Here is a 14,955-nt window from a genome sequence, read left to right as displayed (position 1 = left end):
ACGTTTTTCAGGAGCTGAATATGTCCACCGAAACCCTGTTGAAAACCCCACTGCACGCCCTGCATCTTGAACTGGGCGCACGCATGGTGCCGTTCGCCGGCTATGACATGCCGGTGCAATACCCACTGGGTGTGATGAAGGAGCACTTGCACACCCGTGAACAGGCCGGGTTGTTCGATGTGTCGCACATGGGCCAGATCCGCCTGACCGGGGCCAATGCCGCCAAGGCCCTGGAAACCCTGGTGCCCGTGGATATCATCGACCTGCCAGTGGGCATGCAGCGCTACGCCATGTTCACCAACGAGCAGGGAGGCATCCTCGATGACCTGATGGTTGCCAACCTGGGTAACGATGAATTGTTCCTGGTGGTCAACGCCGCTTGCAAGGATCAAGACCTGGCCCACCTGCGCCAGCATATCGGCGAGCACTGCCAGATCGAGCCGCTGTTTGAAGAGCGCGCCCTGTTGGCCTTGCAAGGCCCGGCGGCGGTGAAGGTGCTGGCGCGCCTGGCCCCGGAAGTGACCAAGATGACCTTTATGCAGTTCGCCCCCCTGCGCCTGCTGGGGGTGGAGTGCTATGTCAGCCGTTCCGGTTATACCGGCGAAGACGGTTTTGAAATCTCCGTCCCCGCGGCCAACGCCGAGAGCCTGGCGCGCAGCCTGCTGGCCGAAACGGAAGTAGCTGCCATTGGCCTGGGCGCTCGAGACTCCCTGCGCCTGGAAGCCGGGCTGTGCCTCTATGGGCACGATATGAACAGCGAAACTACCCCGATTGAGGCCAGCCTGCTGTGGGCCATCTCCAAGGTCCGCCGTGCTGATGGTGCGCGTGCCGGAGGTTTCCCGGGCGCAGACCGGATCTTCACCCAGCAGCAGACCGGCATCAGCCGCAAGCGCGTTGGCTTGTTGCCACAGGAGCGCACGCCGGTGCGTGAAGGGGCAGAGATTGTCGACGACCACGGCACCGTGATCGGCACCGTGTGCAGCGGCGGCTTTGGCCCAAGCCTGGGCGGCCCGCTCGCCATGGGCTACCTCGACATGGCCTTCACCGCGTTGGATAGCGAAGTCTCTGCGTTGGTACGTGGGAAAAAGGTGCCACTTCGTGTAAGTAAAATGCCATTCGTGCCACAGCGTTACTATCGTGGCTGATTGACTGTTCCTATAAGTAACGCGGTTGTGTTCACTTGCACTAATCTGTAACACAACCGCCATAAAACAGTGCACCTACGATAGTCAATGTTATGTCGATCAACCTATAACAAGTGACTCAATCTATCGAATAACACCCCGCGGCAATATTGCCCTAAGTGCGAGCAGGGCTAGTAAATACGTGGCTTGCAGAGGGCTTGTTTTTCCTGTGTTAGTTGGCGTAGAGTTTGCCCACTGTGTTTGCATGGGTCGCTTGGAACCTGGACCTGGGCAGTAGCTGAAGTAGTTGTGCTACAACCCGTTCGACGTCTCTTACTTTCCTGCAACCCAGCCCAGTACTCTTTCATGTGAAAGGGGCTGTCATTAATTTTTAGCGTCAAGGAAATAAGAAAATGGCTGAACGTCAGAGCGGTACCGTCAAGTGGTTTAACGACGAGAAAGGTTTTGGTTTTATCACTCCAGAAAGCGGTCCGGATCTGTTCGTGCATTTCCGCGCTATCCAGGGCAACGGCTTCAAGAGCCTCAAAGAAGGCCAGAAAGTGACCTTCATCGCTGTGCAGGGCCAAAAAGGCATGCAAGCGGACGAAGTACAAGCAGAAGCCTGATCCTTACTGCGACAAAAAGCCTCTGATGGTGACATCAGAGGCTTTTTTATGTGCGTTTGTCCGTAAAATGGCTTTTTTCCTCCAGAGAGCCGAGCCATGTCGAAACACCTGCTAAGCCCCCAAGGCGAATTCCCCGCCGTTGGCCTGGGCCGTCGTCTGGCAGCGATGTTCTATGACTTCCTGTTGTGTACCGCCCTGCTGATCGTTACCGCCTTCCTCTACAAGCTGGTGTGGATCGCGTTTGTGGGCGAGGCAAAAATGCGCACGCTCTCGGAGTCCGGCGCTCTGGACGGTGATCCGCTGCTGTCGACGATTCTGTTTTTTGTACTGTTTGGCTTCTTTGCCAAGTTCTGGACCCACTCCGGGCAGACCCTGGGTATGCAAGTGTGGGGCGTGCGCGTGCAGAACGCGGACGGCTCGCGCATCAGCCTGTGGCAGGCGCTGTTGCGGTTTGTGGTATCGATTGCGTCGTGGTTGTGCGCAGGGCTGGGGTTTATCTGGTCGCTGGTGGACAAGAAACAGCGGGCCTGGCATGACATTTATTCGGACACGCAGTTGGTGCGAATCCCGAAGAAAAAGAAATAAAGCAGGCAACACAACTCAAATGTAGGAGCTGGCTTGCCTGCGATAGCGGTTTATCAGTCACTACAATATTGACTGTTATAACGCTATCGCAGGCAAGCCAGCGCCTACAGTTTGGTTGTGGCAGCCTTGGATCAGGCGTTGCCGGCCAGCTTCAGGCGGGCCGCCTGGGTAAAGTCCAGCATGCGCTTGAGCGGGCGTACGGCATGGGGGATCAACGAGGGTTCGACGAAGATCTCGTTGCTGCCTTCACGCAGGCATTGCAACGTGCGCTCCAGGGTATTCATCGCCATCCACGGGCAATGCGCACAACTGCGGCATGCCGCGCCGTTACCGGCGGTGGGCGCCTCGACAAAGACCTTTTCCGGGCACAGCTGCTGCATCTTGTAGAAAATGCCACGGTCAGTGGCGACGATAAACGTCTTGTTCGGCAAACGCTGCGCCGCCGCAATCAACTGGCTGGTAGAACCCACGGCATCGGCCAACTCGATCACCGAGGTCGGTGATTCCGGGTGCACCAGGATCGCTGCATCCGGGTACAGCGCCTTCATGTCTTCCAACTGCTTGGACTTGAACTCTTCGTGGACGATGCACGCACCGTCCCACAGCAGCATGTCGGCACCGGTCTGACGCTGGATATAGGTACCCAGGTGCTTGTCCGGGCCCCAGATGATGGTTTCGCCGTTATCCATCAGGCTTTCGACGATTTCCAGGGCGCAACTGGAGGTCACCACCCAATCCGCACGGGCTTTGACTGCCGCCGAAGTGTTGGCGTAGACCACCACGGTACGCTCCGGATGCTGGTCGCAGAACGCCGAAAACTCTTCCACCGGGCAACCCAGGTCCAGGGAGCACGTGGCTTCCAGGGTCGGCATCAGGATCCGTTTTTCGGGGGTAAGGATTTTCGCCGTCTCGCCCATGAAGCGCACGCCAGCAACCAGCACGGTCTTGGCCGGATGGGCGGCGCCGAAGCGGGCCATTTCCAGTGAGTCGGAAACACAGCCGCCGGTTTCTTCGGCCAGGGCCTGAATCACCGGGTCGCAGTAGAAGTGCGCCACCAGCACCGCATCTTGAGCCTTGAGCTCGGCAGCGATGGCAGAACGTAAGCTTGCCTCTTGCTCGGCACTGAGCACCTTGGGTTGCTTGGCATCGAGGTGGGCTTGGACCAGAAGGCGTTCGGAAATTTGCGTCATGTTCGCAAGACCTACAGGCGCAGTTGCGCGAAAGTCGAGTGTACCACCGGCTCTGGAGCCCTTCGGGCGCCGCCGGACGAAGTGATTGTGTTCATCAAGCACGGGTTTAGGTGAAGCTGCGCAAGGCTACAGAATATCGATTGGATTCAAAAGCCTAATATGGCGCAGGGACATTACCCATTTCCCTGGCCAGATCCAACCAGGCTCGCGCAGCCGGCGGCAAGTGAGCATTACGCCGCCAGGTCAGGGCGATATGCCAGTCCGTCTGGGGCTCATCCAGCGCGATCAAGGCAATGCCGGCATGCAAGTGTTTGTAGGCCAGCATGCGCGGCAGGAAGGCAACGCCCAGGCCCGCGCCGACCAGGTCGACGATAAAGTCGATCTGGGCGCTGCGCACAGAAACCTTCGGCGAGACGCCCCGACGCTCGCAGGCGGAAAGAATGATGCGGTTCAGGGCAAATCCAGCCTCGAAGAGTATGAATGGGGAGTCGGACAAGTCGGAAAAATCCACACTTTTGCGCCCGGCCAATGGATGGCTGCTGGGCAGGACCACCATCAACGGCTCGACGCGCACGTCCTGATACTCAAACTCGCCCTCCACCGGCACCAGCAGGGCAGCCACATCCACCTCCCCCGCTTGCAGGCACTCGCCCAGCTTCTTGCTGCCATGCTCGATCAGCTCGATCTCGATCTGCGGGTAACGCTGGCGGTACTCGGCAAACATCGCCGCAAACAACTCACCACTGCCCACCGGCGGCAGGCCGATGCGCAAGACGCCACGCTTGAGACCCAGCAGGTCATTGATCTCGGCCACCAGGTCGCTGCGCTCGGCGAGCAGCACCAGAGCGCGGCGGTAGGCAATCTCGCCAGCGGCTGTCAGTTCACTCTTATGGCCGATACGGCTGAACAGCGGCGTGCCCAGCTCCTCCTCCAGGGTCTTGACCGCTTTGCTGACGCTCGATTGCGTGAGCGAAACCATCTCGGCCGCTTGTGAGAAACTGCCTTGGCGCACCACTTCGACAAAGGCTCGCAGCGTTCGCAGGTTCATGACTATTCCATTTGCGACTTGAATTAAGTTGTAAAAGTTGTTTTTACCATGAAAAGCCTTTGACTATCCTCCACCCACCGTTTTCCTTATTCCGGGGCCTCACTGTTCATGATCATTTCGTCTGCATCGGATTACCGCGAAGCCGCACGCCGCAAACTGCCGCGTTTCCTGTTCGACTACATTGACGGTGGCGCCTACGCCGAGCACACCCTCAAGGCCAACAGCTCGGACCTGGCAGACATCAGCCTGCGCCAGCGCGTCCTGCGCAACGTCGAGAGCCTGAGCCTGGAAACCACGCTGTTCGACCAACCGCTGGCGATGCCGGTGGTCATGAGCCCGGTAGGCCTGACCGGCATGTTTGCCCGGCGCGGGGAAGTCCAGGTGGCGAACGCGGCGGCCAATAAAGGCATCCCTTTTTGCCTGTCGACCGTTTCCGTGTGCCCGATCGAGGAAGTCGCATCGCAGACCGCGCAATCGATCTGGTTTCAACTCTATGTGCTCAAAGACCGCGGCTTCATGAAGAACGCCCTGGAGCGCGCCCAGGCCGCTGGGGTGAAAACCCTGGTGTTCACCGTCGACATGCCAACCCCCGGTGCCCGCTACCGCGATGCTCACTCCGGGATGTCCGGCCCGTACGCCGCCCAGCGGCGCATGTTGCAGGCCGTGACCAAGCCAGCCTGGGCTTTTGACGTGGGACTTATGGGCCGCCCCCACGACCTGGGCAATATTTCCAAATACCTCGGCAAGCCAACCCACCTTGAAGACTACATCGGCTGGCTGGCCACCAACTTCGACCCGTCCATCAGCTGGAAAGACCTGGAATGGATCCGTGAGTTCTGGAAGGGCCCAATGATCATCAAGGGCATCCTCGACCCACAGGATGCCAAGGATGCGGTGAGCTTCGGGGCCGACGGCATCGTCGTGTCCAACCATGGCGGCCGTCAGCTCGATGGCGTGCTGTCTACCGCCAGGGCGTTGCCTGAGATTGCCCAGGCGGTTGGCAGCGATCTCACGGTGTTGGTGGACTCTGGGGTGCGCTCGGGGCTGGATGTGGTGCGCATGCTCGCCCTGGGCGCCCGGGGTGTGTTGCTGGGACGAGCGCCCGCCTACGCGTTGGCCGCTGATGGCCAGCGCGGCGTGGAGAATCTATTGGATATTTTTGCCAAGGAAATGCGCGTGGCCATGACCCTGACCGGGGTTACGTCGATTGCGCAGATCGATGAGTCAATCCTGGTGCGCGGGCAGATCTGACTCGCCAGGGTCAGGCTTCGCGGATCTGGCTGACACTGGTGATCTGGCCATTCCAGACCATCTCATAATGGGAGGCCTGGACAATCGACGACACCGGCCGGGGTGTCAGCAAGGCCCAGCAGTGATCGCCCTCTGCGCGCACCGACAGGTAGCGAAGGCCGGGACAACCGGCCTTCTTCAACTCGCCACCCAAGCGCTGGGCGTGGCTGTAGTCGTCAGGGTCGTAGATCGGGTCGTTCATAGGCACCGACGTCGCATCCTTCATCGAGTCGCCGGCAAAACTGCACGCCAGTGCGCGAAACACAAAACGCTCATAATTAAGGCCACGGACCCCGGACCAATACTGGTTCTGGTGGTGACGCACCTCTGCCAGTGCCGTCTCGATAGTGGCCGCCAGGTACAGCACACCAAAATCACCCGCGCTGAAACGCGACCCTGCCGGGTTGACGTGGGTAAACGGCGCAATTGCGTAGGAACATCCCACAATCCCGAACGGGATTTCCCTCCGGGCTATCAGCTCGATCCGGCCGACCTCATTGCCCAGTCGCGGGTTGGTCAGGGCCTGGATCTGATAAAGCGCCTCAAACTCCTCGGCATCCGCCACATCATCAAATAAGGCAATCGGCGGGAATTTTGAATTGACCAGGCGATAGGCCTGCAACTGCCCCCCGGGCAGATCGCCCAACTGGCTGGCCCTCACCATTGCGCGCCACGCAGCACATCGATGCGCCGGAAGGTTTCGTACAGGGAAATCATATCGCCCTGGGCCATGATCTCCAGAGGCGAGCGGCCGTTGAAAAACAGGTTGTCGTTGGGCATTGCGGGGAAGCCGTACACGTTCTCGGGGTTATCGAACACCATGCGCAGCGTGGCGTGGATATTCAGCACGAAGCTGATGCGCTGCATCTGATCGGCATCCAGGCTCACGGACCAGGCAGCATCGCGCTGCCGGGCGCGGGTGTAGGTACTACGCGAGATGCGCAAGATGCGGCAGGCCTGGTCGCTGCTGGCCTGCCATTTTTCCAGGATGCTCACGGCCGCCCGTAGTCCGGCGACACATTGCTCGCGGGTAAAGGGCTGTGCTTGGAGGGCCAGGCTCATGGTGCCACCTCAAATTAATCTATAGACTCAAATATAGACGCCTGAGGTCTACAGATCAAACCACTACAACATCCTGTGTCAGCTTTTAAAACCAAAGGTCCTAGTGGCATGCTTTTCGTTATTTCGAATCGCACTTTAACGCCCGATGGGTGAGAATGGTTCCCGTCTACATTTTCTCCAATCCATTGTGTATGAGCCCCCAAGAAATGGAATTCAACGCGCCTTCTTCATCCCGCTGGCTACTGGCCTTGTTCGGTGCAAGCCTACTGTCACTGTCCGGCTGCCAGAGCCAAACGCCAGAGCAGCTAGCAGAACAGGCACAGGGACGACAGGAATACGCAAAGTTCGTCAACTCGTTCAAAACAATACTGCGCAGTTATGCCCTGGCCGCCAATGAACAGGAGCTGACAGGTGTGATGAATATGGTCATGACCGTCGACACGCAGAACCATGTAGTGGACTGCTCAACCCAACGCGGAACCCTGTTGCCCAACGAGGGCCTGAACCAACTGCGTCAGGCCAAGCTGGCCAAACTGGTCACCGAGCTGTGCTGGACCACACTGTTTCCCGAGGTCTCACAAAAGGCCTTCGCTGATAACGAGGATTCCCAGGTGATTGTCGCCCCCATGGTGTTCACCCCTCTGATTGGGCTCTCGGAAGAACAGCAGCAACTGCAGAAAACCCGAATCGACCTCTATAGGCAGATCCGTTTCTTCCGCGAACAACTGTTTGCAGGGCATGACATCCAGAGCATTGGCGTCGCCAGCTTCCACTTCATTGCCGACGCACAGGGCAAAGTGAGTGAGTGCATGGTCAACCTGAATCAAAGCCCGTTCCGCTCACAGGGGTTCAAGGCAGATAGCGCGTTGCAGCAACGCCTCGCCACGCAGTGCAAACGGCTGGACCTGCGCCAGATGCCGGGATTTGCCAACCACCCTAAAGGCCTGCCCCTGGGTTATGTGCAGGTGGACTACAGCCCGTGGATGAATGGGCGCCGGGGCTGAAAGCCAAACAAAGCGGCCGGTTTACCAGCGCAAGTCGTGAGCGGCAATGCGCAACCTACGTGCATCGGCTGGGAAGGTATTATCGGCTCCACACCGGAGTTCAAGGAATTCCCCAACGGCAACAAAGACCCGCGCCGACTCTTGAGAATCAACGCTTACTTCGATAACTCAATTCCAGATGGCAAGGGGGGATATGAAGACAGGGGCGGGTTTTGGGCAAGCGTGGAATGGTGGCACAAGGATGCTGAGCACTATGCCCAGCTTTTTCAGAAAGGCATGCGTGTGATGATTTCTGGTCGTGCGGTGATGGATCGCTGGAAAAACGATGACGGAGAGTTTCAAGCGTTAAAAATCCAAGCCAGTCGGATTGGTATGTTGCCGCATCGGGTCACGATGGTGAACCTGGCGCCGTCGCAGGCTCAAACCTCGCTGCAGTCCAACAGGCCTCAGCCAGCACAGCAACCGACCTCCGGATCTGATGATTATCCGGACCCTGATGAGCTGTTTGATAGGGGGTGAAATTTTTCCGGCCCATTCGTGACGCTGCTGGTGTTAGGGGAGCTGACTCATCGGCTCCTCAACCTTGTTCGCTAACCCCTGAAACTCGGAGCTACGGTTCCTGAGTAATTACCTTCCCCCGATGCCTCGCAATCAATATTAAAAAGCCAGTACGCTGCGTACGATTTGCCTGATACTACACGCCGTCACTCGGCCTAAATCAGGGACTTCCTTTCATGGACGACTTTCTACAAATCTCGGCACTGCTGCGCGCAAGACATCAGCGGCCGCCAGGCTTCAACCTCTTTTCAGTACTGCGCAGTTCAAGTGACGAGGTTCGGCTTCACTCGCGCTTCCTCGCATTCTTGCTCGACCCAAAAGCTAGCCACAATCAGGGAACCGCCCTGCTGAATCTCCTGTTGAAACGAGTGGGAGTCCAGAACTTCGATTCAACGAGTGCGAATGTCGAGGTCGAGTACAAGAACATCGACATCCTCGTTCGCAACCAATCCAATCAAGCCGTGATCATCGAGAACAAGGTCTATGCCCGCGACCGTGACGAGCAGTTGTGGGACTACCATCAGCAAATGCTGGGGGAAGGCTACCGCGATATTTGGACCACGTACCTCACCCTGGATGGTACCGAGCCCAGTGAGCAGAGCAAAAAGTCGCTGCCTGTAATTCTAATCAGCTACGAAGCCGAGATCATCTCTTGGCTGAAGGACTGTATCCCACTGGTAGCCCGCGAGCCCGGCGTGCGGGAAAGCATTTTCCAGTACATCGAACTACTCCAAAAGCTGACATCCAGTGACCAGAGTGAGATCTACATGAGCAAGCTGAAAGAACAGATTCTGCTGGGCGAGAATATTTTCGTGATCGCCGACATCAACCATGCGTTCCAATCTGTACTGGCCGACCTGCAACTCGATATTTGGGAGCGCATGACGGCTTACCAAGAGCGTCAGTATCCGCACCTCGGTAGTCCTGTGGTTTCAGCCACGGAGGAGGCAGTTTCTGACTTTTACAAAAAGGCAAAAAACAACAAATACATCGGACTCACCTTCCCCTTCAGTTTTATGCAAGGTGGCGTGTACATCGAGGTCAACCACCGGCTGTACGTGGGTTACTGCTGTGATGGTGGGCCGTATCCCGAAGATCGTGAACGCTTGTTTGATCTATGCCGGGAAATCGCCCCCCGCAGTCGTAATACGAGCACTCTGTACTGGAGATACTCAAAAATTAATGTGAATTTCCATGCACCATCCAATGAAGACCTGGCGCTCCTTCGAGATCCTGAAATGAGGGAGTCGATTGCCATTAGCTTGATTGATGACGCCAACGAACTTTGGCAGCGTGCTCATCAGAAGTTTGCCTGACCGCAGATATAACCTTCCAGGAGGACCGAATATGGCAAAGGGTTGGAGCAACGAAGAGCTTCTCGCATCTGTCGAGGCCTATCGCCAAATGGCAGAGAAGCAACAAGCCGGAGTTGGCTACTCAAAGAAACAAGTCTACGAGGAGTTAGCTGCTCAGTTTGATCGCACACCAAAGGCTTTCGAATACCGAATGCAGAACATCTCTGCCGTGTTCGATGAGCTGGGTTTACCGTGGATACCCGGCCTAAAACCTGCCGTGAATGTGGGCACTGCGATGAAAGCTACGCTGATCCAACTCATTCAGGGTAAGACGCCCGAGGATGACGCGCAGCCAGGCGGCCTCGAAGACAGTCGCAACTGGGAGAAGGCCCTCGCAGCTGTAGAACAGCTTGGAGGCAGCGCCAGTCGAAAGCAGGTCGAAGCTTGGATTCTCGCCCGTGAACCCGAGTTCAACACCAATAACTTGACCGACCTCTACATGATGTCTGTTAACGCCCGAGCCCGCGGGGGCTATACGCAAAACAAAAAACCTCGACGGACTGATCAGGGCAACCGCTACGACAGGCTGTTCAACGTCGGTAAAGCCACCTTTGAGCTTTATGACCCAGTTCAGCATGGCATTTGGGAGATTTACACCGACGTATCATCGGGGAGCCGATTTGGTGTGTCTGTTCGACAGGTTACGAACCCTGTTGAAGAAGCACTTGCTGTCGCCCAGGCTGCTGCAGAGCAAGCGGACATCTTTGACCCCACAGATGTAGCTGATGCCAGAAAGCGCGTGACCGCCGACATCATCCGTCGTCGAGGGCAGCCCGCTTTCCGCAAAGCGCTATTGCAAGCCTATGGTGAAGCTTGTGCTATCACAGGCTGCAACCTGACCGCTGTGCTCGAAGCCGCGCATATCCACCCTTACAAAGGCGATCACACCAATGTTGTGTCAAATGGGTTGCTGTTACGGACGGATATTCACACGTTGTTCGACCTGGGGTTGATCGCCATAGAATCTGACACATTGGTCGTACGGGTATCGCCACAGTTGGAGGGCACCGATTACGGAAAACTGAATGGTTCCCCGCTTCGCCAGCCAGAACAAAAAGCTCACCGCGTAAGCTCAGAGGCGTTGGATTGGCATTGGAGCCAGAGTGGCTGGTGCGATTGAATCAGAGCTGGGCTACGTGACGCTAACGCTCCAGGTAGCTGCACGCCTCTAACGCTAAGCGAATTGACATGGGCGCGTCCATCGTCGAAATTATCGCCAATAGCGCCCGTCACCAACCCCAAAGCACGCATAGCTCCGGGAAGGGAGTGCGGACCTGGTTGAGGATTCTCCCTGTGTCTCCCTGTTCCAAGCAGACACGCAGCCGTCAACTCGTGAAAAGCGAGTTTCAAAGGCACATAGGGTTCTCTTGAGGTTCGAAGCACGGTAGTCACAGGGCCGCACTGGTGTTGCGGCCCATGCTTTTTAAAGCTCACTCGAAAGGTAGCCTGAAGATCTTGGAAAGGATCATCAGGCTACCTTTTGGGTAGCCGCTTTTCCTGGCCAGTGGCCCGCCGGCGAAACGCAGGGCTCCCTTTGTGCGCGGATGCGTGCCTTCTGCTTACTGGCCTCAGCCACGAAAATTGGCCAGGTGACGAATATGAGACGTCCTGATCACAGCCCAGAGATCAGCGACGCGACATCTCTCACAGGTGGAGTTTTTTCTGAATGCTTTCTCGAATAGAGCCGAGAGTAACTGTTGATTCAGTTACTTTCGGCAGTTTACTTGATGCGTGTGCATTCTTATCCCCTGCGCGCCTGTCGCAAACCCGCAGGATACTGCGCCGCATTTGGTGGAGAAATTCCGCCGGCATCTGAATTCAGATCAGTAAGCACCTGGACATCTCGCTCAGTGTCGCAGGGCGCTAACCGCTAATAAAGTTCTCACACCGCTTATAAGGCTTCAGTGTAGTGCGGGTCGTAGTCATCAGCAGGTTTTACGGTCACCTCTATGACCCCAGCGCCATACTTGTTCGCCAGAAAACGCTCCCGATAAAGGTAGAAAGCCGCATCGCAGACTTTCATGGTGAAGTAGGCGTTGAACCCTCCCCCCACAACAGCACCCACAGCGGGAATTGCTTGTGCAAGCTTTGCTTTTGTGAGGCGTATACCCAGAGCCTTGGCGATTTCTTGTATGATTTTTACGAAAACACTTTTTTCCAGCTCCTGCCAAGTAGCTTTCTTAGCTACATCCTGAGAAATCTTGATCAGCTGCGCCATGGCGAGCGCCTTGGAGCTGTCGGTCGGAGATGAGGCAAGGCCGAGCACGTTGAAGGCAAACAATCGCTCCTCCTGACGCGTGGTATCAAAGCCATAGTAAGCAGCGTACTCACCGATCGCCCGAAGGTTAAGTGTGATCAGAGCTGGGATGTCGACAGCCAGGCCAGGCAAGCCCACTACCCCTGCCCCCGCACCTTCAACCAAAGCGATGCCTTTGTACTTAGCTCCTAGGAAGCCAACGACCTTGTCGATCTGCTCCAGATCCAGGTCTTTTATATCTTCGTGGGTTTTAATCGTGCTGTGCCCATCACCACGAAACTCTTCGAAAATTGCTTCTGGTCTTACGCTCCACTGGGCTGCGTCGTGGCACACACTGGTCAAGCCCTCAATTGCACCCTGGATCGCGGGGCCGACGCCGGGGGCCTTGAATAGAAGGTCGCCTGCTATGTCCAGCGGCTGGTTTATCACCTTCAATGCCTGACCGAACCAACCAATATCAGGCTCCTTCCAGCTGTGAATCTCCTTGAGGGCGTGTTGCTCGTAATTACTCAGCTTTGGCATGCTCGATCCTTGAATAGTGAACTAATAGGCAGTGATTCTGAAATGCCATTATGCCTTGAGTAATGCAAATTCTGTTGCCGACTTTCGTCGGACGTTGACCTTGCCCAAGCTCCAACATCATCCGAGTCCAGACTGTTTTTTGTTACAAAGCACATACCTGGGAATCCTCCACAAGTACCGAGGAAAGTGCGGAATCCTCAATGATGCTCACCTTGATGTTCGGCCTGGGTGGAGTGAGAACTCACAACTGGGGCTGAATACAAACTCACCAGGGCCGTTCAACCAATCGCACCAACTCGCGGGAGGGGAGCGCTCGGCTACGCACAAATTGGCTTAAGAGCTAAGCTTCATGCTCGGTGTGGCTCAACCATCGGGCTTGAGGGGGAGATGCTGGCGACAGTCTGTCTTTTCGTTTATGGGTACCGCGTGGGGTGAAAGCGCAATCGTCCGCCATGCAAAAACACATCCCGCTTTGATCACGGCTGATGTTTTGCGTCTAGATAAGGTCAGAAACGAGCAGAGCTTACGGCGTTGAGGAATTCTCCTAATTAGCCTCAAGACTGCATCTGACAGACTCGCCTCAAATTACCAAAAACACTGACTTTGCTGGCCCTCCCATATTGACATCACCCAATGCCAACACTAGATTTCGCCTCAGACGGCTGCATTCCTGACAGGTTGAATCGGCTTTTCCGAAACCTTCCAGCTCAGTACTCACCAAATCGCGGGCAAAAAAAAACCCGGAAATCCTCACTTGCGTGGGCCTTCCGGATTTTCTAAACCGCCAAAAATGGTGGGTCGTGTGGGATTCGAACCTACGACCAATTGGTTAAAAGCCAACTGCTCTACCAACTGAGCTAACGACCCGCTGTGTGGTGGCGCGTATAATACTGATTTCTAAGGATTATTCAACACCTTATTTTAAATAAATCAGAAATAACGCGTTGGGTCAGTAATTCCGGCCGCTTGGAAGCCTTCTGCACGCAGTCGGCAGCTGTCACATTTCCTACATGCACGACCGTCATTGTCTGCCTGGTAGCAGGAAACAGTCAGCGAGTAGTCGACACCAAGCCTTACACCTGCCTTGACGATATCCGCCTTGCTCAGGTTTTGCAGTGGCGCCTGGATACGGAAGCCGTGCCCTTCTACGCCCGCCTTGGTCGCCAGGTTGGCCATGCGCTCGAACGACTCGACGAACTCTGGACGGCAGTCCGGGTAGCCGGAGTAGTCGACGGCGTTGACGCCGATAAAGATGTCGCGGGCATTGAGTACCTCTGCCCAGCCCAGGGCCAGCGACAGGAACACGGTGTTGCGTGCCGGCACATAGGTGACCGGGATGCCCTCAGTGGGCGCCTCAGGCACGTCGATGGTGCTGTCGGTCAGGGCCGAGCCGCCAATGCCGTTGAGGTTCAGCCCAATCACCTTGTGCTCCACCACGCCGAGGTCGCGGGCGACACGGGCGGCGGCGTGCAACTCGGCATGGGAGCGCTGGCCATAGTCGAAGCTCATGGTATAGCAGCTGTAACCCTCGGCACGTGCCATCGCCACCACGGTGGCGGAGTCGAGGCCGCCAGACAGCAGGATTACGGCACGTTTTTGCTCAGTGGTTTGTTCAGTCATTTCAGCGTCCTGGCTCGTCGTTCCAAAGATATTTATGCAGCTGCAATTGCAGGCGCACCGGCAGATTGTCCGCGACCACCCAGTCAGCCAGGTCGCGAGCGTTCAAGTCATGGTGGCTTGGAGAAAACAGCACCTCGCCGGCGCGTCGGTCCAAACCGTACTGGATCAGCTTGGAATTGGCCCAGTCATAGTCATCCCGTGAACAGATGACGAACTTGACCTGGTCGTTGGCGGTGAGCAACTCGATATTTTCATAGCGATTGCGATGCGCTTCCTTGGAGTCTGGCGTCTTCAGGTCAACCACTCGGCTGACGCGAGGATCGACTGCGGAAATATCCAGGGCACCGCTGGTTTCAAGGGACACCTCGTAACCGGCGTCACACAGCTGCTTGAGCAAAGGAATGGCATTGGGCTGGGCCAACGGCTCGCCGCCTGTAACACAGACGTAGCGCGGCTTGTAGCCTGCCACCTGCTCCAGGATGTCGTCGAGGGTACGAATAGTGCCGCCGCTGAACGCGTAGGCACTGTCACAGTACTGGCAGCGCAACGGGCAACCGGTCAGGCGCACAAATACTGTGGGCAGGCCGGCAGTGCGCGTTTCACCCTGTAACGAGTAAAAAACTTCGGTGATGCGTAATGTGTCTTGCATAGTCGCCACGGGCGTAACAGCTAAACAGGCTGTCCGCCTCCGTCAGGCACTTCATGGGATCCCGG

15 protein-coding genes and 1 tRNA gene are annotated in these 14,955 nt (G+C 56.6%); 8 read left to right on the top strand and 8 right to left on the bottom strand.

Translation table 11 applies throughout. The features are described from left to right. Positions 1-20 precede the first annotated feature (20 nt). The 3 genes from gcvT to HKK57_RS16425 all read left to right on the top strand — a co-directional run bounded on the left by gcvT (position 21) and on the right by HKK57_RS16425 (position 2,335). The gene (gene gcvT / locus HKK57_RS16435) at positions 21-1,145 is read left to right on the top strand and encodes a glycine cleavage system aminomethyltransferase GcvT (protein WP_169390431.1); all 1,125 of its coding nucleotides are present in this window, start codon (positions 21-23) and stop codon (positions 1,143-1,145) included. Between the two features lie 392 nt (positions 1,146-1,537). Next, positions 1,538-1,750, top strand: coding sequence for a cold-shock protein (locus tag HKK57_RS16430; RefSeq protein ID WP_029300277.1), 213 nt, complete (start codon positions 1,538-1,540; stop codon positions 1,748-1,750). Between the two features lie 96 nt (positions 1,751-1,846). Then, positions 1,847-2,335: an RDD family protein gene (locus HKK57_RS16425; protein WP_029300279.1), complete on the top strand. Its 489-nt coding sequence runs from the start codon at positions 1,847-1,849 to the stop codon at positions 2,333-2,335. Positions 2,336-2,466: 131 nt separating this feature from the next. On the opposite strand, the gene nadA is transcribed toward HKK57_RS16425, so the two are convergent. Together nadA and HKK57_RS16415 are read right to left on the bottom strand one after the other, a co-directional pair. Beyond that, a complete protein-coding gene (nadA, locus tag HKK57_RS16420; RefSeq protein ID WP_169390430.1) occupies positions 2,467-3,525 on the bottom strand; it encodes a quinolinate synthase NadA in 1,059 nt (352 codons plus the stop codon). 154 nt (positions 3,526-3,679) lie between these two features. After that, the gene (locus HKK57_RS16415; RefSeq protein ID WP_029300281.1) at positions 3,680-4,573 is read right to left on the bottom strand and encodes a LysR family transcriptional regulator; all 894 of its coding nucleotides are present in this window, start codon (positions 4,571-4,573) and stop codon (positions 3,680-3,682) included. A gap of 108 nt (positions 4,574-4,681) precedes the next feature. Here HKK57_RS16415 and lldD point away from each other — a divergent pair, with 108 nt between their 5' ends. Continuing rightward, a complete protein-coding gene (gene lldD, locus HKK57_RS16410; RefSeq protein ID WP_029300283.1) occupies positions 4,682-5,824 on the top strand; it encodes an FMN-dependent L-lactate dehydrogenase LldD in 1,143 nt (380 codons plus the stop codon). Between the two features lie 10 nt (positions 5,825-5,834). Here the strand turns inward: lldD and HKK57_RS16405 are convergent, their stop codons facing one another. Together HKK57_RS16405 and HKK57_RS16400 are read right to left on the bottom strand one after the other, a co-directional pair. Next, positions 5,835-6,527 (bottom strand): RES family NAD+ phosphorylase, encoded by a 693-nt coding sequence (locus tag HKK57_RS16405; RefSeq protein ID WP_169390429.1) that lies wholly within the window; start codon positions 6,525-6,527, stop codon positions 5,835-5,837. After that, the gene (locus HKK57_RS16400) at positions 6,521-6,925 is read right to left on the bottom strand and encodes an antitoxin Xre-like helix-turn-helix domain-containing protein (protein WP_070994431.1); all 405 of its coding nucleotides are present in this window, start codon (positions 6,923-6,925) and stop codon (positions 6,521-6,523) included. The genes HKK57_RS16405 and HKK57_RS16400 overlap by 7 nt, the downstream gene beginning before the upstream one ends. A 206-nt stretch (positions 6,926-7,131) precedes the next feature. Between HKK57_RS16400 and HKK57_RS16395 the strand changes: the two genes are divergently transcribed. The 4 genes from HKK57_RS16395 to HKK57_RS16380 all read left to right on the top strand — a co-directional run bounded on the left by HKK57_RS16395 (position 7,132) and on the right by HKK57_RS16380 (position 10,962). Continuing rightward, entirely contained in the window at positions 7,132-7,929 is a 798-nt protein-coding gene (locus tag HKK57_RS16395; RefSeq protein ID WP_169390428.1) for a hypothetical protein, read from the top strand. A gap of 36 nt (positions 7,930-7,965) precedes the next feature. Further along, positions 7,966-8,448: a single-stranded DNA-binding protein gene (locus HKK57_RS16390; protein WP_169390427.1), complete on the top strand. Its 483-nt coding sequence runs from the start codon at positions 7,966-7,968 to the stop codon at positions 8,446-8,448. 215 nt (positions 8,449-8,663) lie between these two features. Then, positions 8,664-9,803 (top strand): PDDEXK-like family protein, encoded by a 1,140-nt coding sequence (locus HKK57_RS16385; RefSeq protein WP_169390426.1) that lies wholly within the window; start codon positions 8,664-8,666, stop codon positions 9,801-9,803. 31 nt (positions 9,804-9,834) lie between these two features. Then, positions 9,835-10,962 carry an HNH endonuclease gene (locus HKK57_RS16380; protein WP_169390425.1) on the top strand — a complete coding sequence of 376 codons (1,128 nt, stop codon included), beginning with the start codon at positions 9,835-9,837 and terminating at the stop codon, positions 10,960-10,962. Positions 10,963-11,733: 771 nt separating this feature from the next. Here HKK57_RS16380 and HKK57_RS16375 read toward each other — a convergent pair. From HKK57_RS16375 to queE, 4 genes are all read right to left on the bottom strand, one after another. Then, positions 11,734-12,621, bottom strand: coding sequence for an EcsC family protein (locus HKK57_RS16375; RefSeq protein WP_169390424.1), 888 nt, complete (start codon positions 12,619-12,621; stop codon positions 11,734-11,736). Between the two features lie 791 nt (positions 12,622-13,412). Next, positions 13,413-13,488: transfer RNA gene (locus tag HKK57_RS16370), tRNA-Lys, on the bottom strand. 63 nt (positions 13,489-13,551) lie between these two features. Further along, positions 13,552-14,241, bottom strand: a complete 690-nt coding sequence (gene queC, locus HKK57_RS16365) for a 7-cyano-7-deazaguanine synthase QueC (protein WP_029300294.1) — start codon at positions 14,239-14,241, stop codon at positions 13,552-13,554. 1 nt (position 14,242) lies between these two features. Then, the gene (gene queE / locus HKK57_RS16360; protein WP_029300296.1) at positions 14,243-14,890 is read right to left on the bottom strand and encodes a 7-carboxy-7-deazaguanine synthase QueE; all 648 of its coding nucleotides are present in this window, start codon (positions 14,888-14,890) and stop codon (positions 14,243-14,245) included. Positions 14,891-14,955: the final 65 nt, after the last annotated feature.

The sequence above is a fragment of the Pseudomonas sp. ADAK21 genome (assembly GCF_012935735.1).
GTDB classification, from domain to species: Bacteria; Pseudomonadota; Gammaproteobacteria; order Pseudomonadales; family Pseudomonadaceae; genus Aquipseudomonas; species Aquipseudomonas proteolytica.
This window is presented reverse-complemented; position numbering and strand designations above follow the sequence as displayed.

What these genes read in the sequence shown, in the direction of transcription:
- HKK57_RS16430 (WP_029300277.1), top strand. Translation starts at nt 1,538, where the DNA reads ATGGCTGAACGTCAGAGCGGTACCGTCAAGTGGTTTAACGACGAGAAA.
- HKK57_RS16380 (WP_169390425.1), top strand. Translation starts at nt 9,835, where the DNA reads ATGGCAAAGGGTTGGAGCAACGAAGAGCTTCTCGCATCTGTCGAGGCC.
- HKK57_RS16425 (WP_029300279.1), top strand. Translation starts at nt 1,847, where the DNA reads ATGTCGAAACACCTGCTAAGCCCCCAAGGCGAATTCCCCGCCGTTGGC.
- HKK57_RS16385 (WP_169390426.1), top strand. Translation starts at nt 8,664, where the DNA reads ATGGACGACTTTCTACAAATCTCGGCACTGCTGCGCGCAAGACATCAG.
- lldD (WP_029300283.1), top strand. Translation starts at nt 4,682, where the DNA reads ATGATCATTTCGTCTGCATCGGATTACCGCGAAGCCGCACGCCGCAAA.
- HKK57_RS16375 (WP_169390424.1), bottom strand. Translation starts at nt 12,621, where the DNA reads ATGCCAAAGCTGAGTAATTACGAGCAACACGCCCTCAAGGAGATTCAC.
- gcvT (WP_169390431.1), top strand. Translation starts at nt 21, where the DNA reads ATGTCCACCGAAACCCTGTTGAAAACCCCACTGCACGCCCTGCATCTT.
- HKK57_RS16405 (WP_169390429.1), bottom strand. Translation starts at nt 6,527, where the DNA reads ATGGTGAGGGCCAGCCAGTTGGGCGATCTGCCCGGGGGGCAGTTGCAG.
- queE (WP_029300296.1), bottom strand. Translation starts at nt 14,890, where the DNA reads ATGCAAGACACATTACGCATCACCGAAGTTTTTTACTCGTTACAGGGT.
- HKK57_RS16400 (WP_070994431.1), bottom strand. Translation starts at nt 6,925, where the DNA reads ATGAGCCTGGCCCTCCAAGCACAGCCCTTTACCCGCGAGCAATGTGTC.
- queC (WP_029300294.1), bottom strand. Translation starts at nt 14,241, where the DNA reads ATGACTGAACAAACCACTGAGCAAAAACGTGCCGTAATCCTGCTGTCT.
- HKK57_RS16415 (WP_029300281.1), bottom strand. Translation starts at nt 4,573, where the DNA reads ATGAACCTGCGAACGCTGCGAGCCTTTGTCGAAGTGGTGCGCCAAGGC.
- nadA (WP_169390430.1), bottom strand. Translation starts at nt 3,525, where the DNA reads ATGACGCAAATTTCCGAACGCCTTCTGGTCCAAGCCCACCTCGATGCC.
- HKK57_RS16395 (WP_169390428.1), top strand. Translation starts at nt 7,132, where the DNA reads ATGGAATTCAACGCGCCTTCTTCATCCCGCTGGCTACTGGCCTTGTTC.